At 61.6% G+C, this 22150-nt stretch carries 16 protein-coding genes, 1 pseudogene and 1 riboswitch; of the genes and pseudogenes, 10 read left to right on the top strand and 7 right to left on the bottom strand.

The genetic code is table 11. The annotated features are described in order from the left end of the window. Positions 1-21: 21 nt before the first annotated feature. Complete coding sequence (locus ACJJVH_RS21735; RefSeq protein ID WP_112799511.1) at positions 22-714, bottom strand: GntR family transcriptional regulator; 693 nt, start codon at positions 712-714, stop codon at positions 22-24. Between the two features lie 316 nt (positions 715-1030). Between ACJJVH_RS21735 and ACJJVH_RS21730 the strand changes: the two genes are divergently transcribed. The 6 genes and pseudogenes from ACJJVH_RS21730 to ACJJVH_RS21705 all read left to right on the top strand — a co-directional run bounded on the left by ACJJVH_RS21730 (position 1031) and on the right by ACJJVH_RS21705 (position 8168). Beyond that, positions 1031-1189: a hypothetical protein gene (locus ACJJVH_RS21730; RefSeq protein WP_412066107.1), complete on the top strand. Its 159-nt coding sequence runs from the start codon at positions 1031-1033 to the stop codon at positions 1187-1189. Beyond that, positions 1186-3012, top strand: a complete 1827-nt coding sequence (locus tag ACJJVH_RS21725; RefSeq protein ID WP_412066106.1) for a dipeptide ABC transporter ATP-binding protein — start codon at positions 1186-1188, stop codon at positions 3010-3012. The genes ACJJVH_RS21730 and ACJJVH_RS21725 overlap by 4 nt, the downstream gene beginning before the upstream one ends. Before the next feature lie 43 nt (positions 3013-3055). Beyond that, positions 3056-4591 (top strand): ABC transporter substrate-binding protein, encoded by a 1536-nt coding sequence (locus tag ACJJVH_RS21720; RefSeq protein WP_412066105.1) that lies wholly within the window; start codon positions 3056-3058, stop codon positions 4589-4591. Positions 4592-4654: 63 nt separating this feature from the next. Further along, positions 4655-5578: an ABC transporter permease gene (locus ACJJVH_RS21715; protein WP_412066104.1), complete on the top strand. Its 924-nt coding sequence runs from the start codon at positions 4655-4657 to the stop codon at positions 5576-5578. A 5-nt stretch (positions 5579-5583) separates the two neighbouring features. Further along, on the top strand, positions 5584-6432 hold the full coding sequence (locus ACJJVH_RS21710; protein WP_113356990.1) for an ABC transporter permease: 849 nt from the start codon (positions 5584-5586) through the stop codon (positions 6430-6432). A 6-nt stretch (positions 6433-6438) separates the two neighbouring features. Continuing rightward, positions 6439-8168 (top strand): annotated as a pseudogene (locus ACJJVH_RS21705) (M14 family metallopeptidase). On the opposite strand, the gene ACJJVH_RS21700 reads toward ACJJVH_RS21705, so the two are convergent. Beyond that, positions 8152-9039, bottom strand: coding sequence for a LysR family transcriptional regulator (locus tag ACJJVH_RS21700; RefSeq protein WP_113356992.1), 888 nt, complete (start codon positions 9037-9039; stop codon positions 8152-8154). The pseudogene ACJJVH_RS21705 and the gene ACJJVH_RS21700 sit on opposite strands and share 17 nt — an antisense overlap. A 104-nt stretch (positions 9040-9143) precedes the next feature. On the opposite strand from ACJJVH_RS21700, the gene ACJJVH_RS21695 reads away from it, so the two are divergent. Then, positions 9144-10382 carry a YbfB/YjiJ family MFS transporter gene (locus tag ACJJVH_RS21695; protein ID WP_412066103.1) on the top strand — a complete coding sequence of 413 codons (1239 nt, stop codon included), beginning with the start codon at positions 9144-9146 and terminating at the stop codon, positions 10380-10382. Positions 10383-10483: 101 nt separating this feature from the next. Further along, positions 10484-11749 carry a glycoside hydrolase family 5 protein gene (locus ACJJVH_RS21690; RefSeq protein WP_412066102.1) on the top strand — a complete coding sequence of 422 codons (1266 nt, stop codon included), beginning with the start codon at positions 10484-10486 and terminating at the stop codon, positions 11747-11749. Between the two features lie 125 nt (positions 11750-11874). Here the strand turns inward: ACJJVH_RS21690 and ACJJVH_RS21685 are convergent, their stop codons facing one another. Then, positions 11875-12939 carry a glycosyltransferase gene (locus ACJJVH_RS21685; RefSeq protein ID WP_113384367.1) on the bottom strand — a complete coding sequence of 355 codons (1065 nt, stop codon included), beginning with the start codon at positions 12937-12939 and terminating at the stop codon, positions 11875-11877. Between the two features lie 354 nt (positions 12940-13293). Here ACJJVH_RS21685 and ACJJVH_RS21680 point away from each other — a divergent pair, with 354 nt between their 5' ends. Then, positions 13294-13896: an inorganic diphosphatase gene (locus tag ACJJVH_RS21680; RefSeq protein WP_113370084.1), complete on the top strand. Its 603-nt coding sequence runs from the start codon at positions 13294-13296 to the stop codon at positions 13894-13896. A gap of 193 nt (positions 13897-14089) precedes the next feature. On the opposite strand, the gene ACJJVH_RS21675 is transcribed toward ACJJVH_RS21680, so the two are convergent. Further along, positions 14090-14689, bottom strand: coding sequence for a hypothetical protein (locus tag ACJJVH_RS21675; RefSeq protein WP_112799493.1), 600 nt, complete (start codon positions 14687-14689; stop codon positions 14090-14092). 269 nt (positions 14690-14958) lie between these two features. Between ACJJVH_RS21675 and ACJJVH_RS21670 the strand changes: the two genes are divergently transcribed. Continuing rightward, positions 14959-15132, top strand: a complete 174-nt coding sequence (locus ACJJVH_RS21670) for a hypothetical protein (protein ID WP_412066101.1) — start codon at positions 14959-14961, stop codon at positions 15130-15132. Between the two features lie 62 nt (positions 15133-15194). Here the strand turns inward: ACJJVH_RS21670 and fdhA are convergent, their stop codons facing one another. The 3 genes from fdhA to ACJJVH_RS21655 all read right to left on the bottom strand — a co-directional run bounded on the left by fdhA (position 15195) and on the right by ACJJVH_RS21655 (position 22143). After that, a complete protein-coding gene (gene fdhA, locus ACJJVH_RS21665; RefSeq protein ID WP_113356997.1) occupies positions 15195-16385 on the bottom strand; it encodes a formaldehyde dehydrogenase, glutathione-independent in 1191 nt (396 codons plus the stop codon). A 224-nt stretch (positions 16386-16609) separates the two neighbouring features. Next, positions 16610-16814, bottom strand: a riboswitch (cobalamin riboswitch). Between the two features lie 134 nt (positions 16815-16948). After that, positions 16949-19003: a beta-galactosidase gene (locus tag ACJJVH_RS21660; RefSeq protein ID WP_412066100.1), complete on the bottom strand. Its 2055-nt coding sequence runs from the start codon at positions 19001-19003 to the stop codon at positions 16949-16951. A 104-nt stretch (positions 19004-19107) separates the two neighbouring features. Further along, positions 19108-22143 carry an aminotransferase class III-fold pyridoxal phosphate-dependent enzyme gene (locus tag ACJJVH_RS21655; protein ID WP_412066099.1) on the bottom strand — a complete coding sequence of 1012 codons (3036 nt, stop codon included), beginning with the start codon at positions 22141-22143 and terminating at the stop codon, positions 19108-19110. Positions 22144-22150 lie beyond the last annotated feature (7 nt).

The raw sequence follows: 22150 nt of genomic DNA, 5'->3' as shown, positions 1-22150 counted from the left end.
ATCAATTGCATCGACCGGATCTCAGCCGGGCATCGCGCGGGAATAGGCGGCCAGAATGAAGCGTTCCGACTGGAACAGGTATTTCTCCAGCGCTTCGGCGGCACTCGCGGCAGACCCCTCCTCAAGATGCGAAAGGATGGTCGCGTTCTGGCCGACGTAAGGGGCGTGGAGATATTCCGGATCGCGTATCAGACCGAAAACGAGACGCAGCTCCAGGGAGATCTGCGCATAGAACGCTGAAATCCGCGGGCTGTCGGCCAGTTCCACGATGGCGGCGTGAAAGGCGATATCGGCGCTGCCGACCTCCAGCCACTCTCCACGGTCGCGGTGCCGGACGGCGGCCTCGATGGCTGCCCGCATCTTGTCGACGCTCGGATGGCGATGATGGGCATTGGCAAGTGCCGAACATTCGATGAGACGTCGAATATGGAAGATGTCCATGATCGTCGAAATGCTGGGCGTCGTTACGAAAACGCCGCGATTGGCTTCATGACGCAGCACGCCTTCCTTCGTCAGCAGCCGGAACACCTCGCGCAGCGTATTGCGCGAGACCTGCAGTTCCTCGCAAAGAGCAGCCTCGGACAGATGACTGCCCGGCGACAGCGTGCCGTTGATCACGCGCTCGCGGATGCGAGCGGCGGTGAGTTCCGCAACCGTCTGGCCGGTCTCCGCCACCGCCGTCGGCTCGATGCTCGCAAGATTTGTCTGCTTCATTTGCTCTCCGGCATTCGCGCTCGACCGTCTGCCCATTTCCCGCCTGATGTCGCAAGCAAACAAGCAGCTTCGTGCTTGCTCGCAGTGGGCGGAATGTCCCCAACAGAGAAATCCGTTGAACGATTTTGCGCGAATACCCCCATTTTTTGATTGGCATCTTGAAAATTGTTCAACAATATAGACCAGATTGTTGTTTGATGCTATCTCATACCCTAACAAATATAATGGGGATACGGACACAGCTACTCATGGAACGCTTGGTTTGGAGAAAAACGCCGGCTGGCCTGACCAGCCTTGAACGGGCATGGACGCGAGCATGCTAGTGTCCGATCCTAACGGCGGGCCCGGCGACACCTTCAGCCTATCCAATGCAGACGGCGGCGGCATTGCCGCGCCCGCGATTTCGACGCGCGCCGTCCTTCCGGTCTTCTTCAACGCCATGAACGAGCTTCCCGCTGCCGAGGTAAAAGCATGACGAATGCTGCAGGCGAAAACAAGCCGCTTCTGTCTGTCGCGGATCTGACCGTACGGTTTGGCGAAAACCGTGTGGTCGACGGGCTTTCCTTTTCGGTCGAGCCGGGCCGAACGCTCGCGGTCGTGGGGGAATCCGGCTCGGGAAAATCGGTAACTTCGCTTTCGATCATGCGCCTTGCCGATGTGATGGGTGCGCGGTTCGAGGCCGGCAGCATCCTCTTCAACGGCAGGGACCTGCTCAAGCTGCCGCAGAAAGAAATGCGCTCGGTTCGAGGCAAGGAGATCGCCATGATCTTCCAGGAGCCGATGACCTCGCTCAACCCGGTCTTCACCATCGGCGATCAGATCTGCGAAGTTCTTGTTCTCCATGAGAATATCGGCAAATCCGCCGCCATGACCGAGGCCAGGCGCCTTCTCGAAATGGTGCGCCTGCCGGATGCGGAGGCGCTGTTGAAGCGCTTTCCGCATCAGCTTTCCGGCGGCATGCGCCAGCGCGTGATGATCGCCATGGCGCTCGCCTGCCGACCGAAGCTCCTGATCGCAGACGAGCCCACCACCGCGCTCGACGTGACCATCCAGGCACAGATCCTCAACATCATGCGCGACCTGCAGAGCGATCTCGGCATGGGCATGATCTTCATCACCCACGACATGGGCGTCGTCGCCGAAATGGCTGACGACGTGGTGGTCATGTGGAAGGGCAAGAAGGTCGAGGAAGGCCCGGTTCGCGAGATATTCGCCAATCCAAAGCATCCCTACACGCGCGCGCTGCTCGCCGCGGTCCCGAAGCTCGGCAGCATGAGCGGCGAGGATTTTCCCAAGCGCATGCCGCTGACGGTGCTCGACGGCGGAGAGCCGAAGGTCGTCGGCGAGGAACGGGTTCAAAATACCGCCCGCTACGACCAGCCGCCGCTGCTGTCGGTGCGCGATCTCTTCGTGCGCTTCGATATCAAAAAGAACATATTCGGCCAGGTCACGCATCGCTGCAGCGCCGTTCAGAAAGTCGCCTTCGACATTCATCCCGGCGAGACGCTGGCTCTCGTCGGCGAATCCGGTTCCGGCAAATCGACCATCGGCCGCACCATCCAGCAGTTGCAGAAGGCGCGCTCCGGCGAGATCACCTTCAACGGCAAGAGCTTCGCCGTCATGTCGCAAGCCGAGCGTTTCCGCCTGCGCCGCGACGTGCAGTATATTTTCCAGGACCCCTTCGCTTCGCTCGACCCGCGCAAGACGGTCGGCTTTTCGATTGCTGAACCGATCAACACGCATGACATCATTTCCGGGTCGAGGGAGGTTCGCCGCAGGGTGGACGAACTTCTGGAACGCGTCGGCCTGACATCGGCGCACGCCGACCGCTATCCGCACGAGTTTTCCGGCGGCCAGCGCCAGCGTGTCTGCATCGCCCGCGCGCTTGCCTCCAACCCGAAGCTCATCATTGCCGATGAAGCGCTTTCCGCCCTCGACGTGTCGATCCAGGCCCAGATCATCAACCTGCTCATGGACCTGCAGGCCGAGCGCGAGCTTGCCTATCTGTTCATCAGTCATGACATGGCCGTCGTGGAGAAGATCAGCCATCGCGTCGCCGTCCTCTATCTCGGCCAGATCATGGAACTCGGCACCCGGCGGCAGGTCTTCGAGACGCCGATGCATCCCTATACGCGACGCCTGCTCTCGGCCGTGCCGATCGCGGATCCGACACAGCAGCGCAGGACCGCTTTGATCGAGGGCGAGATCCCCAATCCCGTCCGCCGCGTCGGCGACGAGCCGCCGATCCTGGCTCATGAGGAAATCGCCTCGGGCCACTTCATCGCCAAGAGCGCCTGAACGACCATCAATCACCGCACCGATCTGAAGAGGAAACAGATTCATGATAAAAACGAAATGGGGACTGAAGACCGCTCTGACAGCACTTGTCCTGTCGAGCGTCGCCATCAACGCCGAGCCCGCTTTCGCGGCGGGCAAGCTGACGGTTTCGTCGCCGCAGGATCCCGGCAGCTGGGACCCGATCGATACTTTCCTTGTGGCATGGGCGGCCGTTTCGACCAATATCTTCGACGGGCTGACCTATCGCGGCCCCGATCTCAAGCTGGTGCCGGGCCTTGCCGAATCCTGGGAAGAGCTCGACCAGGGCAAGCGCATCCGCTTCAAGCTCCGCCACAACGTCAAATTTCATGACGGCGAGCCCTTCAATGCAGAGGCGGTGAAATTCACCTTCGACCGCCTGCTCGGCGAACAGGGCGCCAAGGGCCCGCAGCGGTCGAACTACACCGCGATCGAAAGCGTCGACGTCATCGACGACTACACGGTCGACATGAAGCTGAAGGCGCCCGATCCGGTGCTGCTGACCAAGCTTGCCGGCTACGGCGCGATGATTGTTCCGCCGAAATACATCAAGGAAAAGGGCGAGGATTATTTCAACCTCAATCCGGTCGGCACCGGCGCATTCAAGTTCGTATCCTATTCGCCGAAAGTGAATATCAAGCTCGAAGCCAATCCTGACTACTGGGGCGGCGCGCCGAAGATTTCCGAGCTCGAATACCGCTTCATCAGCGAGCCGGCGACGGCCGTTGCCGAGCTTCAGGCAGGACGCGTCGACCTGGTCATTCCGCCGACCATTCCGATCGGTATGCTCCCGGTCATCCAGGGCGACTCCAAGCTGGAAATCGCCAGCGTTCCCGGCCCGACCGTCGATGCGCTGCGTTTCAACACCCGCGACGGCATCACCGCCGATCCGCGCGTGCGCAAGGCCATCATCATGGCCGTCGACCGCGACACGATCGTCAAGTCGATCCTGGCGGGCCAGGGAAGCGAGATCGTCAGCTTCCAGAATTCTCTCTCCTTCGGCTACGATCCGGATCTGAAGCCGCTGCCCTACGATCCGGCAGGCGCCAAGAAGCTGCTGGCCGAAGCCGGCGTGAAGCCCGGCGCCGCGGTTCAGATCGATATCCGCGGCAATGACACGACCATGAACGAAGTGGCGCAGGTGATTGCGAGCTATCTGCAGATGGTTGGCCTCACCGCCACCATCAAGCCCTATGAAACCAACGTTCTCCTGAACGACATCATCCCGCAGGGCAAGACCGGCGCGATGTTCCAGCAGAAGTGGGGCGGCTGGACGTTCGACTACGACAACACCGCCTATTCGATGTACCATTCCGGCGAGAAATGGAATCCTTACGAAAAGGATGCGACGCTGGACAAGCTGCTGGAATCCCAGCGCCCGCTCACCGATCGCGCCGAGCGTGAAAAGGTGCTGAAGGAAATCGGCAAGTACGTCGCCGACAAGGCGCTGGAACTGCCGCTCTACAACAGCAACGCGATCTACGGCGTCAGCAAGCGGGTCAAGGGCTTCGTGCCTGCTCCCGATACCCGCATCAAGCTGAACGAAGTCACCGTCGAATAATCGTCAAACAGGACGCCGCCGGCACCGCCAGCGGCGTCTTCCGAAAGCTCTCGGGGTAAGAACGTGGCCGGTTTTCTCATCAAGCGATTGCTGCAGGCGATTTTCGTCGTGATCGCCATCACCCTTCTCGTCTCATTCGCCATCCGCCTCACGGGCGACCCCGCCCTGATGATGTTCCAGGGCGGCGGCAGCATGACGGAAGACGATCTCGCGCGCATTCGCGCCGCTCTCGGCACGGACCAACCCTTCATCGTGCAGTATTTCACCTTCCTGAAGGGGCTGCTGACGCTCGATTTCGGCCGCAGCTTTACCGGCGGCACGCCGGTCTCCCAGCTGATCGCCAACGCACTGCCCGCGACGTTGCTGCTTGCCTTCATCTCCATGGTGGTGTCGATCGCGCTTTCGATCCCGCTGGGGATCAAGGCCGCGACGGCACGCGGCAGGACCGCCGACCAGATCATTCGCGTTCTCTCGCTGCTCGGTCTTTCCTTCCCCAATTTCTGGCTGGCGCTCATGCTGGTCCTGCTGTTCTCCATCACACTCGGCTGGCTGCCACCGAGCGGCATGGTCGGAATTTCGAGCTATGTCATGCCGGCCGTGACGATGGGCGTGATCCTGACGGCGACGAATGTGCGTCTGGTCCGCACCGCCATGCTGGAAACGCTGCGGTCGCAATACATCATGGTTGCGCGCGCCAAGGGCCTCAGCGAGAGCAAGGTGCTGTACAAGCATGCGCTGCGCAATTGCGCCATTCCGCTCATCACCTATTTCGGCATTCAGTTCGGCGGGCTGCTGGGCGGCATCGTCGTCATCGAGCGCGTCTTCAACTGGCCGGGTCTCGGCACGCTGGCATTCGATGCCGTCGGCGCCCGCGACTACCCGGTCCTGCAGGGCGTGATCACCGTGCTGGCGCTGTTCATCGTCGGCGTCAATCTTCTCGTCGACATCGCCTACGGGCTCGTCGACCCCCGCATCCGCACGGAGTAACGCCCATGGCCGCCACCACATCAAGCCGTTCGCGTTTCTGCAGCTTCGAATTCATAGCGGGGGCATCGATCACGGTCGTCATCTGCCTTGCGGTTCTTCTGTCCGACGTCCTTTTTCCCGGCGGCGCGGAAAAAATAGACCTGATGGCGAGGCTCGCGAGGCCCTTCGCCAGCCTCGCCCATCCCTTCGGCACCGATCCTCTGGGCCGCGACGTGCTCGCCCGCGTCGTCGCGGGCGGCAGGATATCGCTGACCGTCGGCCTCACCTCCGTCATCGGCGGCGTGGTGCTTGGCGTGCTGGTGGGCCTTGCGGCGGGCTACTATCGCGGCATCTGGGACGTGCTTTTGATGCGCTTCGCCGATATCCAGCTCGCCATGCCCTTCATTCTTCTGGCGATCACCTTCATCGCCATCGTCGGCGGCAGCCTCACCAACACCATCATCCTGCTGATCGTGTCGCAATGGGTGCAATATGCCCGTCTCGTGCGTGGCTCCGTGCTCAGCCTGCGCGAGCGGGAATTCATCCTCTCGGCGCGCGCGATCGGCGTCAAGGACCGGCGCATCATCTTCCAGCATTTGCTGCCGAACCTCATCGGACCGGTGATCGTGCTGATGACGCTGAACATCGCCAACAACATCCTGCTGGAAAGCAGCCTCACCTTCCTCGGGCTGGGCGTCGATCCGACCATTCCGAGCTGGGGCGGCATGCTTGCCGACGGACGCACCTATCTGCAAACTGCCTGGTGGGTGAGCCTTTTCCCGGGCGTCGCAATCCTGCTGACCGTGCTCGGCCTCAATCTCCTGGGCGACTGGCTGCGCGACAGCCTCGATCCAACCGGCAGAACGACAAGGTAGGACATCATGACCCTGATTTTCGAAAGAAGCTTCGAGCGCACGCTCTCGCAGCTCGTCGCCAACGCAAAAGCCGGCCAGAATTTCGAGGCGTGGACCTTCGATGACCGGCAAAGCCGTCAGGATGCGGAGCGCAGGCTGAAGGAAATGGGTGTTCAGGCGCGTATTCGCAGCGCCTACAAGCCACTGGTCAACGCCTTCCTCGAGGAAATCGATCTGCAGGACGTGAATGCGATCGAAATCCGCTATCCGGTGCATCCCGACGCGCCGGAAAACCGGTTCCGGCTGGAAGCCTATCCGCTTGCGGCAATGGTGGGGAAGCGCGAGATCGCCTTCGTTGCAAGAGCCGACAGTGAATTTCACTATGACGTTCTGTTGAAGACCAGCGCCGGCGGCGAGCGCCGGTGGAAGGTGCCGGTGCCCAATCGCGTGCATATCGATGCAGCCGGCGAGACGAGCGTCTCTCCGACCGGCTGGCTCGTCCGGGATGGCAATGCCGCGGGCGAACGGCTCCTTACGGACTATGAAGAGCTTTTCGAGGCGACCATCGCCGCGATCACCCGCTACGACTGGGGGGCGACCGAGCCCTATTTCGAGGAGCTCAATATCCGCATCGCCCTGCCGGCATCGGATGAGACATTGCCGCTCGGCGACGAAGTCATGAGCCTGCGGGAGGCGCTGCACGAGGACTTCTACTTTTCGTTGCTCGAATTCTTCCAGAAGAAATCCGGCCGGCCGCTTGGCGACCGCGGATTGAAACCGGGACAGATCGTTCCGCAGATCCTGCAATCCTCCGGCGGCATTACCGCCAAAGTGGAAACCCAGCCGCTTTCCTCGCGCTACTGGGATGGCGCAGAGCAGCAGATCGAGACGGCAACGGAACCTCTGGCCGCGCAGCAGATCGAGGCCGAGCTCGGCAGGATCGGCGGCGAAGCGTTCGAGGCCGGCACCCGCTCCGGACGCACGGTGAAGGCACGCTATATCAAGGGCAGCGATGCGGCCGTGATGATCAGCGGCGGCCAGCACGCCAATGAGACCACCGGGGCGCCGGCGCACTTCGGGCGGCGCGACAGCTCGCCAGGGTCGCAGGCGCCCATTTCACCATCTCGCCGCTGGAAAACCCCGATGGCTACGCGCTGCACCAGCGCCTGCGCAAGGACAGCCCGCGCCATATGTATCATGCCGCGCGCTACACCGCGCTCGGCGACGACCTCGAATATCGCACGCAGGACAATGCCGGCCCCTATCTCTACGAGAAGAAGATCCGCTTCGAGGCCGAAGCGCTGAGCGGCGCGCAGCTGCACGTCAATCTGCACGGCTACCCGGCCCATGAATGGACACGCCCGCTTTCCGGCTATGTTCCCCGCAATTTCGCCATGTGGACGCTGCCGAAGGGCTTCTTCCTGATCGCCCGCTATCACGCCGGCTGGGCAACGCAGGCGGAACAGCTTCTGGACAAGGTCACGAAGCACCTCGGCACCATTCCGGGGCTTCTGGGCTACAACGACCGCCAGATCGCGCTCTATGAAATCCATGCCGGCGAAACGGGCTTCCGCATCATCAACGGCTTTCCCTGCCTCGCCGATATCGACGATCGCCATACGGTGCCGATGACATTGATTACCGAATATCCGGACGAAACCATCTACGGCGAGGCGTTTGTCGCCGGTCATACGGCCCAGATGGAAACCGTGCTTTCGGCATACCGCGCCTGGCAGGAGATCATGGCGTCGAGTTAAGCGCAACCGGCTTCGGCCGCGCCATATCGAGAAGTGCAGCCATGGCGCTGGACGTGTAGGCATCCGAACGGCGTACGAAGAGCGTTTCGACAAGGGAACGCTCGGGCGGGAGCCGGTGGATCGCCACCCTGCCCTCCCCATGGGCGGCGGCAACCACACCTTGCGGCAGAAGGGTGATACCGACGCCGGCCGATACGCAGCTGACGATCGCATCGAGGGAACCGAATTCCAGCGGCTTCGACGTAACGATGCCCATGTCGGCGAGAAGCGACTCCAGCCGCTGCCGATAGGAACATCCGATCTGGAAGACAATGCTCTTCAAATCGGCGATACCGGCCAGATCTTCCATTGCACCGACAGCGGGCGACGTAACGAGAACGAGCTCCTCCCGAAAGATCACCTCATGGTCGAGATCGGGATGGCTGACGGGACCCGCCACGAATGCGCCCTCGACCCGGCATGCGACGACATCGTCGATCAGCCTGCGGGTCGTGCCTGTCGTGACGACGAGGCGCACCTGAGGGTAAGTCTTGGCAAATCGTCCCAACAGCGGCGACAGCCGCAGCGCCGTTGTCGTCTCCAGGCTGCCGATCGCAAGCGTCCCGGCCGGAGACCCCTCGTCCTGCGCGGCTATGCGCGCATCGGCCAGGAGTTTGGCAATGCGGCCGACGAACGGCAGGATGCGCTGCCCGGCCGGCGTGATCGACACGCCCCTCGCATGCCGCTGAAACAGGCTGACGCCCAGTTCCTCTTCGAGTGCCCGGATACGTGCCGTCACATTCGATTGAACCGTATGCAGCTCCTGCGCTGCCCGGCTCATGCTCCCATGCCGCGAGACGGCCTCGAAAACCCTGAGATCGGATGCGTCCATAGTCGACATATCTCCTTTAGAGATAGCTACTCTCATAATAATTCATTTTTTATGATATAGCTTGCGGCCTATTCTCTCAAGCACCGCCCTTTGAGAGAATTGCGATGACCGACGCAGCGCCCCGTGAAATCGACCGGAACCATCATGGCAGCCAGACGGCATGGCGCGCGATCCTCTCGGCGTTCTGCGCCTGCCTGATCGGGATCGGGCTTGCCCGGTTCGCCTATACCCCGCTTCTGCCGGCTATCGTCGATGCGCATTGGTTCGAAGCCTCCGCTGCCGCCTATCTCGGCGCGGCCAACCTTTCCGGCTATCTGGCCGGCGCCTTGCTCGGGCGACCGGTCGCTGCGCGCATCTCCACCGTCCTCGCCCTTCGCATCATGATGCTGGCCGCAACCGCGGCATTCTTCGCCTGCGCTTTCCCGATCGGCTTTCCATGGTTCTTCGCGTGGCGTTTCGCGGCCGGCCTTGCCGGCGGCGCCTTGATGGTATTGGCAGCGCCGACCGTCCTGCCGCTGGTTCCGCCGCTCCGCCGGGGCCTTGCCAGCGGCGTAATCTTCATGGGCATCGGCGCCGGCGTTGCACTGTCGGGCACGCTGGTTCCCCTGCTGCTTCAACAAGGGCTACGCCAAACCTGGCTTGGCCTCGGCATCCTGTCGCTGCTGCTGACGGCCATGGCCTGGACCGGGTGGCCACATGACAATGCAAGCCGTTCGGCACCGGCGCGGCATGCCGCGCACGCGCCGAAACGCTGGACGCTGCGCGCACTCTATGTCGAATACGCGCTGAACGCCGCCGGCTGGGTGCCTCACATGATCTTCCTCGTGGATTTCGTCGCGCACGGATTGGGAAGCGGCCTGCGGGTCGGTGCGGAATACTGGGTATTGTTCGGCCTTGGCGCAACGATCGGCCCGATCCTTGCCGGTCATCTTGCGGACCGCACCGGCTTTGCCGCCGCGCTGCGCTTTGCATTTCTCCTCGAGGCTGCCGCCGTCGCCATTCCCGCTTTCGGCCTCGGGCAAGCCTGGCTCATCGTCTCGAGCCTGATCGTCGGCGCATTCGTGACCGGTACGGTTCCCCTGATGCTCGGCAGGATCGCGGAACTGCTGCCGCACCATCCGGCGCAACAGAAAACAGCCTGGAGCCTGGCGACCGTATTCTTTGCGCTGTTCCAGGCAGCCGCCGCCTATGGATTGTCCTTCGTCTTTGCCCGAACCGGCGGAAACTACTACATGCTCTTCTTCATCGGCGCCGGCGCCATGGTCCTCGCCTTGGCGATCGATCTCTGCGTCGCCGCATTCGTCCGCGCTCCACGCGAACTCCCTGAGGTTCGCGACGCGTAAAGGCGAAAGGATCATGCCGGCAAAAATTGCAGCGCGCGATTTCAGGCGCCTACGCAGCATCATGCCCACATGGCGACAAAGTTTCGGGCGACTGGAAATGCATGAGGCACTTTCCGCTGTTGCTCGCCAGCCTGTCCGTCGCCTGCCTGACCTCATTCGGGCTGCCGGCGCATGCGGAGGGATTTGTCCGCGCCGATCACCAGCAGATCGTCGATGGCAGCGGTAATCCGCTGATCCTGCGCGGCCTTGGCCTCGGAGGCTGGATGGTGCAGGAAGGTTACATGATGGGCCTTTCCAACCTGAAGGCACAGCACGTCATTCGCCACCGCATTTCCGAGATCGTCGGCAAGAAGAGGGCCGACCGGTTCTATCGGTCCTGGCGGGACAATGCCGTAACGAAGGCCGATATCGACGCGATGGCCGGATGGGGCTTCAACAGCGTGCGCCTGCCGATGCACTGGAAGCTGTTCATCAAGGACAGACGCGACAGGAATGGTTCAGGGGATATCGTCTGGAACGAGGAAGGCTTCCGGCGGATCGATGCATTGATCGGCTGGCTGAAAGCCAATCACATGCTGCTGATCCTCGATCTGCATGCAGCGCCCGGCGGCCAGGGGCACGATATCGCCATCTCCGACCGCGATCCGAACGAGCCTTCGCTCTGGGATAGCAAAAAGGACCAGGCCACGATGATCGCGCTCTGGAGCGAGATCGCACGTCGTTACAGGAATGAGACCACCATCGCCGGTTATGATCTGCTCAACGAGCCGAATTGGGGCTTTCAGGACGAGAAGGACAAGGGCGGATGCCGTGAAACCGGAAACCGGCCGCTGCGCGATATCTATCAGCGCACCATCCGCGCCGTGCGCGCCATCGACACCAAACACATGCTGATTATCGAAGGCAATTGCTGGGGCAACAATTATGCCGGCGTGCTGCCGATCGAGGACCGCAACACGACGCTCAGCTTTCACAAATACTGGACGCCGACGACACAGGAATCGATCGAGCCCTTTCTAAAGCTGCGCGAGCAATATGACATGCCGCTATGGAACGGCGAATCCGGCGAGAACAACAACGATTGGTATGCCCGCGCTGTGGCGCTGCAGGAAAGAAACGGCATCGGCTGGTCATGGTGGCCATTGAAGAAGATGGGGCCCGGCAATCCGCTCGAAATCAAGGCGAATGCCCGCTACCGGCGCCTGACCGCCTATCTTCGCGGCGAGGGCAGGAAACCTTCGGCCAGGGATGCCTTCGCGGGGTTGATGCAATTCGCCGCCGATAGCCGTTTCGCGCGGAACATCCATCATCGAGCCGTGATTGACGCATTGCTGCGCGCGCCGCACAAATCCGGCACATCCGAATAGAGCGCTTCGGCTTTCTTCGAATCGCGAAAACGCTCTATCCTTTTATTGCTGCGCAATTCCGAACGGAAAACCGCTGCGCATGTTTCCTGGATCCGGCAATCCTTGGATAAATTCCCTGCGACGCGCTAACCCATCGCATGGCGGATGGTTTTCGACAGGCGCAGCAGAAGCCGGGGCCTCGACGAGGCAACGAGCTTCCAGGATAAGACCGCCTTCGCCATTCGGCGAGGAAGAACGCCGACGGAAAGAAACCAGGCCGCCAGCATCGCGCGACGTCTTGCGGATGCATTCATCTCCAGGCTGGCGACCGCTCCGGCGGCGGCAAGGGAGAGCCTGGAATCGCTGGAGACCGGATGCCGTTCCCTGTCGATGCAAAGCGACGCCAGGCGCTCCTCCAAATGCACGGGATCGTGCAGACCGGCATCGCCGGGCACGTCCAGCCCGATCTCGGTTGCCTGATCCGACAAAGCCTCCAGCCGCCGGAAATCATGCTGTATGCGCCAGCGCGCGCGCTGACCGAGTTTCTTGGCGAAGACGGAATGATTGGCGCCATGAATGCGGTAGGCACCAAGGCAATCATCGATGGACGTCACCTCGCCATAGAGGGGCGCCACCGTGGCAAGATATCCATCGGCGCCCTGCCGAAACTCCTGCTCGGGAACGGGCATGACCTTGTCCAGTACCGAGCGCCTGAACGCCAGACCGCTCGTCACCGTCGTCTGGTAGCGACCCTTTCGCAGCAATTGGGGGGTGACATCGCCGGAATCGAACGGCAATTCCTCCGGCGGAAAGACGTCCCTTACATGCATGTCTTCATCGACGATGTGCAGCCGGAACTGAACCTGTGCCGTGTTCTCTTCCCACGCGTCGACAACCTCCGAAACAGCATTCGGATAGAGATAATCATCCGCATCGAGAAACAGCACGATCTTGCCGCGACTGGCGGCAAAGCCTGTGTTGAACGCGGCGGCATGCCCGCCATTCACCTCTCGCAGGCATGTCTTTATGCGCGACCCATAGGAGGCAACGACGTCGGCGGTTGCATCCGTCGATGCATCGTCGACAACGATGACTTCGGCGTCGCCGTAGCTTTGCTCCAGTGCGCTGTCGATGCTGCGCTTCAGGAAGTGTGCGTAGTTGTAGTTTGCAATAACGATGGAAACCGGAATACGGTCTTGAATGGAATACATCGCATTGAACCTCGCAGATATGCTTTGGTCGCGGCGAACCTTCTCATCAGGTCCTTGTGATTGAACTCGCTGCCGACAGGAGTGCGTTGCAACGCACGAGATAGCGCATCGAAAATAGTCGGGCAGCGGCTGCATGGATCATGCCGATCCGTCTTACCCTACCGAGCCTCGTCAGTTTTATGGCTTTTGAATGACCGGCTCCCATGATGTGAATGCCGGCCTTCATCGCTCCCGATGATGATCTCCCTCTGCGGGAAAGCCCGGCCATTCCCTGTGCATTCATCGATATATGTCACAAGCCCGTAACACCCCTTGATTAGGGCGATATTGTTCAACCTTGACGCGGGGGCGTGTATGAAAAAGCTTATTTCCATCGTTGCACTGACGATCCTGTCCGGCACCGTTGCCTCGGCTGCCGACTATGTATCCTATATCGACTATCCTCAGCCGAAGGACGAAAGCCGGGAATTCTACACCGCTATCGAGATCCCGGCCGGCAGCTTCACCAAATATGAGATCGACGCCAAGACCGGTCATATCGTCGTCGACCGGTTCCAGTCGATGCCGGTCGCCTATCCGGCGAACTATGGTTCCATCACCAGTTCGCTCGGCGGTGACGGCGATCCGCTCGACGCCATCGTCTATACGCGCGAACCGATCGTTCCGGGCGCTATCGTTCGCGTGCGGGCAATCGGCGTGCTGAAGATGATCGATGGCGGCGAAGTCGACGACAAGATCGTCGCAGTACCGACGACGAAGATCGACCCGACCTACGACAGCATCAGGGAAATCTCCGATCTTCCCAAGGTCGAGCAGGACCGTCTGCAGGCGTTCTTCCGCGTCTACAAGCAGCTTCCCGATGCCCGCAAGATCGTCGAGGTCGGCGGTTTCGAGAGTGCGGAAAAAGCCCGGAGCGAAGTTGCCTCCGCCATCAAGGCGTATAGCGAGAAAAAGTGAGATCGACCGAAAGGAGCGGCAAATGCCGCTCCGATCCGTTCGCTTCAGCGTAGCTGACGCCGAATTCGCGTCTCACCGTATCCGGTTTGCTTCGCCGCGACCTGGGCACTGCCAAAAACAGGTTTGGTGAAGCGACCCTTGCAACCATTCAGCAATGAGGAAATGAAGCCCGCCGAAGCGGGCTTCATCGTATTTACTCAGCTGCGTCTGCAGCCTTCGGCTTGCGGGTGCGCTTCGGCTTTGCCGCTTCTGCGGCTGCCGGCGCCGGAGTTGCTGCGGGAGCAGCCTTTGCCCGGGTGGCCTTCGGCGCAGCCTTGCCGCCTGCAGACTTGGCCGCGGTGGACTTGGCTGCTGCCGGCTTCGCTGCTGCAGGCTTGGCTTTCGCCTTGCTCTTCGAGCTAACTGTATCGTCTCCGGTCTTCGCCGCATTCAGAAGCGCGACACGACGCCGGCGGTTCTGCTCGAGAGCCTGCTGAAAGCCGACATCATTCTCAGCATGATAGGCGAGATCGTCGAGAAACTCTGCCACATCCTTGACAGCTTCGACGACGACATAGCTCAACCCATGACCGGCATTGACGGAGTCACGACCGACGGTGACGCCAAAGCCGCCGGGGACGCGCTGGAACCAGGTGGAGCGCCACTTCTTGAAGCCGGCTGCATCGCGCTCATACTCTTCCAGATATGCTTTCTGTTCGGCTACTCTTGCACGAAAGGTATCGACGACATTCCGTGCACCAGCCTTCGGCTTATCGGCCTTCTTCGAAGACCACTTATCAAGAAAGTTTGCCATTTGTCTTTTCTCTTCAGGTTAGCGTTCCTTGCCAGGCCGCCGTTGCTCAGGAAGCGATGACGGAGCTCCTCCATAGGGATGCCCGTATAAATGTAAAGGATAGATGTATAATGGCAACACCATCCGTTATTATCTGTAATAATTCGTCTTCCCGGCCGTACCGTAGCCGCTCCGGGATGCCATGGGAATGTAAATTTGTGGTTCAAATCATGAGGAAGGGCAGCGCCGTCTGCTGAACCGAGAAACCTTATTTCCGATCAGGATCTCGAATGTCGACGGACAACTGCCTCCACGGATATCTGCTTGCGATCAGCGACGGCACTGCCGGAATCTGCATGATCGGTGCTACTGATCTGACTTCGGCATCTGCATTTGCCGCCTCTTTGTTGTCCGGCAAACTCATCGCTGTTTGCCCAAACGATACCGGGAGCGAAGATATGTAATTCCGCTCCCGGTCTATGCTCACCTCAACGTCGATCTGCGATCGCGTGAGGTTCGTTTCTCCCTATGCTGCCTTCAACAGATCGCCATGCGGGTCGAGAACGAACTTCGTTGCCGCACCTTGATCGAAGCTTTCATAGCCTTGCGCCGCATCTTCGAGTGAAATGATCCTGGCGTTGACGATGTCAGCGATCGGTAGCCTGTCATGCAGGATAGCCTGCATCAGTTGCCGGTTGTACTTCAAAACCGGTGTCTGCCCGGTATGGAAGGATTGCGCCTTCGCCCAGCCGAGACCGAAGCGCAGAGACAGGCTGCCATGCTGGGCCGCGGCATCCGCTGCGCCCGGATCTTCCGTCACGTACAATCCGGGTATGCCGATCGACCCTGCTGCGCGGGTGATCTCCATCATCTGATTAAGCACGATTGCCGGCTGCTCGCCGCCGGAATGACCGCGCGCCTCGAAACCCACGGCATCGATTGCGCTGTCCACCTCGTTGGTGCCGACAACCTGCGCAATCATGTCGCCGAGACGATCGCTCTTGGAAAGATCGATAGGTTCGAAACCGACTTTGGCTGCATGCGCGAGGCGGTCCTTGTTGAAGTCGCCGATCATGACGACGGCAGCGCCCAGGATGCGGGCGGAGGCGGCAGCCGCCAGGCCGACCGGGCCGGCACCTGCGACATAGACGGTGGACCCCACGCCGACTCCCGCGCGGACCGCACCGTGAAAGCCGGTCGGCAGAATATCCGACAGCATGGTGAGATCGCGGATCTTGGCCATGGCCTTGTCGCGGTCGGGAAACTTCAGCAGGTTGAAATCCGCGTAGGGCACCGTGACGTAGCGCGCCTGACCGCCGATCCATCCGCCCATGTCGACATAGCCATAGGCGCCGCCGGCCCGCGACGGATTCACCGTAAGGCAGACGCCCGTGTCCTGCGATTTGCAGCAGCGGCAGCGACCGCAGGCGACGTTGAACGGAACCGAGACGATATCGCCGACATCGAGCATCTCGACGTCGATGCCCTTTTCGATGACCTGTCCGGTTATCTCATGCCCGAGCACGAGACCCGGCATGGCGGTCGTGCGGCCGCGCACCATATGCTGGTCGGAGCCGCAGATATTCGTGGAAATCACTTTCAGGATTACGCCATGCTCGATGCGGCGGCCATCCGGCGCCTCCAGTTTCGGATCGTCGATATCGCGAACCTCGACCTTGCCGGGTCGCATATAGACGACGCCTCTGTTCCCTGTCATGCCATCTCCTCCTTGATAGTACGCTTGATCATCGTCGCCCGGAATCCCGGGCATCTTCGGATCGGCCCGCTCCTCAACGGGCTGAACAGCAGCGAAATCAGTCCCGCGCCCGCAACTTCGGCGGCGGCCGGGCCGGCGCATGCATGACTGTTACGAAAGCTGCGAGATTGGAACCGGACCGCTTCAAGATGCCCGCATTCGCCTCCCGATCACCCGCCGTGATCAATCAAGCCTGCCGTCAAGGCTGGTTTCCGGGCTTCGGACCTGTCCGTTCGGACGCTCCCGACCACCTTCCCGGCAATTTTGCCAGTGGCATCGGTCGACAGCATTCGGTCCGCTACCGTTGCGGGGGCAGCACCGGCCTGCGACCGGTTTCCCAATTATCCCTCGGCACGATTTGCCAATGGCACCTTGAACACGGTCAGAAGATCATGCCCGGCGCCATGGCGCGCACAGGAAAACGACATCGGCGCCCTACAGGACGACATCGGACGTTTTGTCGATATTACCATAAGAATACCGTCGCACCGCGAACGGCAGGACGAGCCTGCCGTCGAGGCGCGTCACTCGGCCGTAGCGCCCTTGTCCCCATCGAGCCAGACGGCCACGCCGACAGGCGCAAGCTCACGGTTGCCGATGAGAAATTTGGCATCCCGCGCCGCGGGTACGGCCGCCACCGCGCTTCCATAGTTGAATGCGAAGTGCAGCCTTCCGCGCCGCGCAAGGCGAAGATCGCCGAGATCAGGCAGGCCGTTCACGCCAGCCCAGGCAAACGTGTCGCCCATCAGCTTCAGCAGGAATTCGTCGCGCGGCAGCGTGGCACAATAGCGCGCGACATCGTTGCCGATGACGGCGGGCGAACCCGGCCGATAGTCTCCCTGGAACGTCGCCAGCACCGTTTCCGTGGTCCGGACCGTTTCCCGCCATGTGGAGGTCTCGTGGCTCGAATTGCCATAGAGAACAGTCTCGGACTGGAACGGCGGCAAGGACTCGACGCGCGTGACGCGGAAATCCAGGAGGTCGCCAAGCACGCCCGGCGGCAGATCGGCGGGAATGTGCATATCGCGGGTCTTGCTGCCGCTGCGAGGCCCGAACAGCGCCTTGGCGCCGGAAGCCTTGAGGCGCGCAATGAAATCCGGTTCCGGGATGACGAGATCCGGCGCCAGTATCAGCTTGTATCCTTCCAGATCGGAATGCTGGCCGATGACATCGATATCCACGCCGAGACGCGAGACGGCGGAATACCAGTCGAGCGCGATGGCGGAGGCGGCATAGTCGCGGCCCTGCGGCAACGCGCGGGTGGCAAAGCGCGATTCGTAATCGAGCAGCAACGCAACGTCAGCCCTGCCGCGCGCCTCGCCCTTCGGCAACAGCTTCATCTCGGCAATGACCTGCGCGACTTCCCGGTAGCCCTGATCCTCGTCGCTGTTCGGCAGGAGAAGACCGGCGTGGAATTGCTCCTGCGCGAACGGCGCCTGCCGCCAGCGGAAATAGGACACCATGTCGATGCCGTGGGCATAGGCGAGCCACGTCCACAAGCGCACCATGCCATCGGCCGGAGACTGGTTGTGCGAGGCCCAGTTCACCGGCCCCGGCTGCTGCTCCATGACCCAGGCGCGGCCGCGGCCGACTGCCCGGTAGAGATCGTGATTGAAGGCCGTTTGATCGGGATCGCCGACGCGTAGATAGCGCCGCTTCTCCTCGGCGCTCAGCCGCCCGTTCATGAGCCCGCCCATGGGATAAACGTCCCACGAGGCGATATCGATGTCTTCGCCGACCTTGTAGTGATCGAAATCGGTGTTCTGCGACATGAAATTATGCGTGACCGGCCGACCCGGTGAGTGGCGGCGGATGATGTCGACCTGCGCCTTGTTGAAGCTCTTCACCTGATCCGACGAGAAGCGGAAATAGTCGACAAGATGGGTCGGGCTCGGCTCCTCCACGAGATTGTTGGGCAGATCCACCTCGTCGAAGCCGTTGTAATGCATGCTCCAGAATGTGGTGCCCCAGGCGCGGTTCAGCTCCTCGATCGTGTCGTATCGCGCGGCCAGCCATTCGCGGAAAGCGTGGAGAGCGGCTCGCGAGTAGCTGTGAATCGTGTCGTGATCGCCATACTCGTTATCGGTCTGCCAGGCATGCACGAAGGGATGCCCGCCATAGCGCTGCGCCACCGCCTCGGTGATGCGCGCGGCCTCCAGGCGATAGCGCTGGCTCGAAAAGCAATAGTGGCGGCGCGCGCCGAACTTGCGAACGGCACCGCGCGCGTCGACAGGGAGAATATCCGGATAACGATCCACCAGCCACTTCGGAGGCGCCGCCGTCGGCGTGCCGATGATGACCTTCAACCCCGCCTTGCCGAGTACGTCGATCGCGTCATCGAACCAGTCCCATTGAAAGACACCGGATTTCGGCTCGATATGCGACCAGGCGAATTCGCCGATGCGCACCCAGGCAAGCCCCAGCTCCACCATGCGCGCGGCATCTTCCTCCCATTTCGTCCGTGGCCATTGCTCCGGATAATAGCAGACGCCAAGCTCCAGCATGCCAGCATCCTGCCGGCTGGGATCGAAATTGTTCTGTCTGGCGAGCGGCTTGTGCACTGTCTTGTCCTTTTTCATTCAAGTCGCCGAACGTCGGGCATCACCCTTGTCGCAGTCGAAATTTAAACGTTTATACCGCCGCCGAAATCGTCGCGGCGTGATCGCTGCTCTGGATCGGAGGGTTAGCGAGGAGGCAAACGAGACAGGGTGTCGTCGAGCCCGTCGAGGAACCGGTCGCAATCCTCGGCGCTGAACGGGGCCGGCGGCTTCACCTTCAGCACGTTATGATGCGGCCCCTCGCTGCTGAGCAGGATGTGATGCCTGCGCTTCATCTCGGCGATCACGAAATCCAGCTCCGCTGCGGCAGGCTCCAGCGTCTCGCGATCGCGCACGAGCTCGACGCCGTTGAAGAGACCGTGACCACGCACGTCGCCGATGATCTCATGGCGCGCAGCAAGCGCGCGCACGCCATCCATCAACCGGTCGCCGATGACGCGGCAATGATGCATCAGCCGCTCGTCGCGGATGACGTCGAGAACGGCAAGGCCGATCTCGGCGGAAACCGGATTGCCGCCGAAAGTGTTGAAATACTCCATGCCATTGGCAAAGGCCGCCGCGATCGCTTCCGTCGTCACGACGGCAGCCATCGGATGGCCGTTGCCGATCGGCTTGCCCATCGTGACGATATCGGGCACCACACCCTGCAATTCGTGAGCCCACATGTGGCTGCCGACGCGGCCGAACCCGACCTGCACTTCGTCGGCCAGGCAAAGACCGCCCGCCGCCCGGACATGGGCATAGGCTTCCTTGAGATAATCGGCCGGGAGCGTCAGCTGGCCGCCGGTCCCGAGGATACCCTCGCTGAAGAACAACGCCGGACGCCGGCCTTCCACCGCCAAAGCCGCAACCTGATCGCGCACGTCCTCGGCATATTTGCGGCCGGCCTCCGCATCGCCGTAGCGGAACCTGCCGCGATAAAGATCAGGCATCTCCGCAACGCGCACATGCCGCGGCCGCCCTTCCCCGCCCTTGCCGGCGAACTTGTAGGGACTGACGTCGATCAGGCTCGACAGATGTCCATGATAGGCGTGGTCGACGGTGATGATGTCACGGTTGCCGGTATAGGCACGCGCCAGCCGGATCGCGAGGTCGTTCGCCTCGCTGCCCGAATTGACGAAGAAGCAGACGTTAAGCGGATCGGGCAAGAGGTTTGCCAGGCGACGGGAGTATTCGACGAGCGAGTCGTGCAGATAGCGCGAGTTGGTATTGAGTTTGGCGATCTGCGCCTGCGCTACCTTCACCACCCGGGGATGGCAATGGCCGACATGGCAGACGTTGTTGACCATATCGAGCCAGCGGGTGCCTTCCTCGTCGATGAGATAGGCCCCTTCGCCGCCGACGATCTTCAGCGGCGTTGCGGAATAGGCGATACTGAGCGAACGGCCGATCCGCCGGTGACGCTCGCGCACCAGAAAATCCTTGTCGCGCGCAACGATGACCGAAGCGGGCGTGGAAAAGCCGAACACCACGCTCGGGTCGGGACTGATGGCCCGCCAGACCTGCCATTTATCGCCCACCCCGACACCGTGCATCCGTGCGCCGAGGCCGAGATGGTCGGTGACGATCTGGAAGTGCAGATGTGGCGACCAGTTGCCGTTTTCAGAGGCCTCGCCAAGGCTGCAGAAAGCCTCGCCTCCCGCGACAGCCTGCCCTACCGCCAGCCTGGCAACGCTCTGGCGCGAAAGATGGCCGTAGAGCGTCCAGAAGATGTCTCCCTCCTCCGTGCGATGTTCCAGCATGACCGTGGGGCCGAAACCGAACTCGACCGCATCGTCGTGAATGAAGGCGACCGCACCGGCAAAGGGTGCATGAACGGATTCATGCGCCGGGGCAAAAACATCGATGCCGAGATGGATCGTCCGGCGCTGCCCGGCGGTCGGCGTCTCGTAGGCATCGCCCTTGTAGATGATGCGATCCTCTGCATAGAGGCCGATGGCGAAATCGGCTCCGGCCTGGGCCACGCGCTCTTCGATCAGCCGTTCGGCCCCGTCGGCATCGAGCGTCGTCCACGCCCCGGCATCCGGTCCGGCCGCCGTCAGATCGAGCGCAAGCACCTTCGGCTTGGCAAGCGACGGCTTGAGAACTCTCGCAAAGTCATGAGCATTCCTTTCCAGCCAGCGCTCGATGCGAACGCCATGCGGGACCGGCTCGAAGCCGCAGGCATCGCGGATGCGGGCAACCGCCAAAGAGCGGTTCTCGCGCTGCAAGCGTTGCAATTCGCGCCAGACATCCTCCTGGCTGACCAGCAGATAGGTGTTTTCCGGATTGTCGCGGATCTGCTTTGCCGCCATGCACATGCTGACCGCGTAGCGCGTGCAGGTCAGATCGAAGATGAGCTCCGCTTCGGTGTCGCTGACAGGATTGACCGCGTGATAGGCGCCGGCAAGACATGCGATCGCATCCACCGGATCATCCGCGCCGATCAGCGCATAGGCACCGGCGACGGCGATCTCGACGACGCGCCATGTCTCGACCACGTCGCCGAAATCGAGCAGGCCGCTGACCGTGCCGGCTTCATCCAGCAGAACGTTATAATCGTTGGCGTCGTTGTGAATGACCTGACGCGGGCATTGTCTCAGCCGCGGCAGCACCTCATCGACGAAGCGTTCGAGAACCGCTCTGACGACCGCCCGCTTGTCCGCATCGGTAATGAAGGCGAGGTTTTCCAGATGCATGTCGGCACGGCCGATATCCCAGGCATAGGAGCGCGTGGCGCCCGGATGGCTGAAGCTTTCGAGACTGCGATCCATCTCGCCCAGCAGCCGGCCAAGCGTGACGACACTTTGCCTGCCGCGTGCCGGCGACTTCGACCAGACGCTGCCGTTCAGCCAGGTCAACAGGCGTGCCGTACGCCGACCGCGCAACTCGGCGGCAATTGCCGTAGAACCGTTTTTGTCCGGAAGAGCGCGCGAAATCGGAAGCTCCGGGGCGGCATGAGCGAGGTGATCGAGCACGGCGATCTGCATGGCAAGGTCGTCCGCATCGCCCGGAGCGTGCAGCTTGAGCAGGAAACGCGTTCCGTCCTCAGCCTCGATGCAATAATTGAGGTCATGCTCGCCGGGCAGCGCGATAATCCTGCCCGAGATGCCGTAGCTATCGCGGAGAAGCGCGTCGATTGCTTCGCTCTCGCTGGCACCCTGCCTGTTCGCGTCGGTCATTGCCCCG

It is taken from the genome of Rhizobium sp. SYY.PMSO, assembly GCF_046840415.1.
Taxonomy (GTDB): Bacteria; Pseudomonadota; Alphaproteobacteria; order Rhizobiales; family Rhizobiaceae; genus Rhizobium.
Note: the sequence above shows the minus strand (reverse complement) of the source record. Positions and strands in the feature narration are given on the sequence as shown.

Bases quoted from the DNA above. Each gene is read 5' to 3' on its own strand.
- ACJJVH_RS21730 (WP_412066107.1), top strand. From the start codon at position 1,031: ATGCTAGTGTCCGATCCTAACGGCGGGCCCGGCGACACCTTCAGCCTA.
- ACJJVH_RS21735 (WP_112799511.1), bottom strand. From the start codon at position 714: ATGAAGCAGACAAATCTTGCGAGCATCGAGCCGACGGCGGTGGCGGAG.
- ACJJVH_RS21660 (WP_412066100.1), bottom strand. From the start codon at position 19,003: ATGAAAAAGGACAAGACAGTGCACAAGCCGCTCGCCAGACAGAACAAT.
- ACJJVH_RS21725 (WP_412066106.1), top strand. From the start codon at position 1,186: ATGACGAATGCTGCAGGCGAAAACAAGCCGCTTCTGTCTGTCGCGGAT.
- ACJJVH_RS21655 (WP_412066099.1), bottom strand. From the start codon at position 22,143: ATGACCGACGCGAACAGGCAGGGTGCCAGCGAGAGCGAAGCAATCGAC.
- ACJJVH_RS21690 (WP_412066102.1), top strand. From the start codon at position 10,484: ATGAGGCACTTTCCGCTGTTGCTCGCCAGCCTGTCCGTCGCCTGCCTG.
- ACJJVH_RS21670 (WP_412066101.1), top strand. From the start codon at position 14,959: ATGTCGACGGACAACTGCCTCCACGGATATCTGCTTGCGATCAGCGAC.
- ACJJVH_RS21675 (WP_112799493.1), bottom strand. From the start codon at position 14,689: ATGGCAAACTTTCTTGATAAGTGGTCTTCGAAGAAGGCCGATAAGCCG.
- ACJJVH_RS21720 (WP_412066105.1), top strand. From the start codon at position 3,056: ATGATAAAAACGAAATGGGGACTGAAGACCGCTCTGACAGCACTTGTC.
- ACJJVH_RS21695 (WP_412066103.1), top strand. From the start codon at position 9,144: ATGACCGACGCAGCGCCCCGTGAAATCGACCGGAACCATCATGGCAGC.
- ACJJVH_RS21685 (WP_113384367.1), bottom strand. From the start codon at position 12,939: ATGTATTCCATTCAAGACCGTATTCCGGTTTCCATCGTTATTGCAAAC.
- fdhA (WP_113356997.1), bottom strand. From the start codon at position 16,385: ATGACAGGGAACAGAGGCGTCGTCTATATGCGACCCGGCAAGGTCGAG.
- ACJJVH_RS21700 (WP_113356992.1), bottom strand. From the start codon at position 9,039: ATGGACGCATCCGATCTCAGGGTTTTCGAGGCCGTCTCGCGGCATGGG.
- ACJJVH_RS21680 (WP_113370084.1), top strand. From the start codon at position 13,294: ATGAAAAAGCTTATTTCCATCGTTGCACTGACGATCCTGTCCGGCACC.
- ACJJVH_RS21710 (WP_113356990.1), top strand. From the start codon at position 5,584: ATGGCCGCCACCACATCAAGCCGTTCGCGTTTCTGCAGCTTCGAATTC.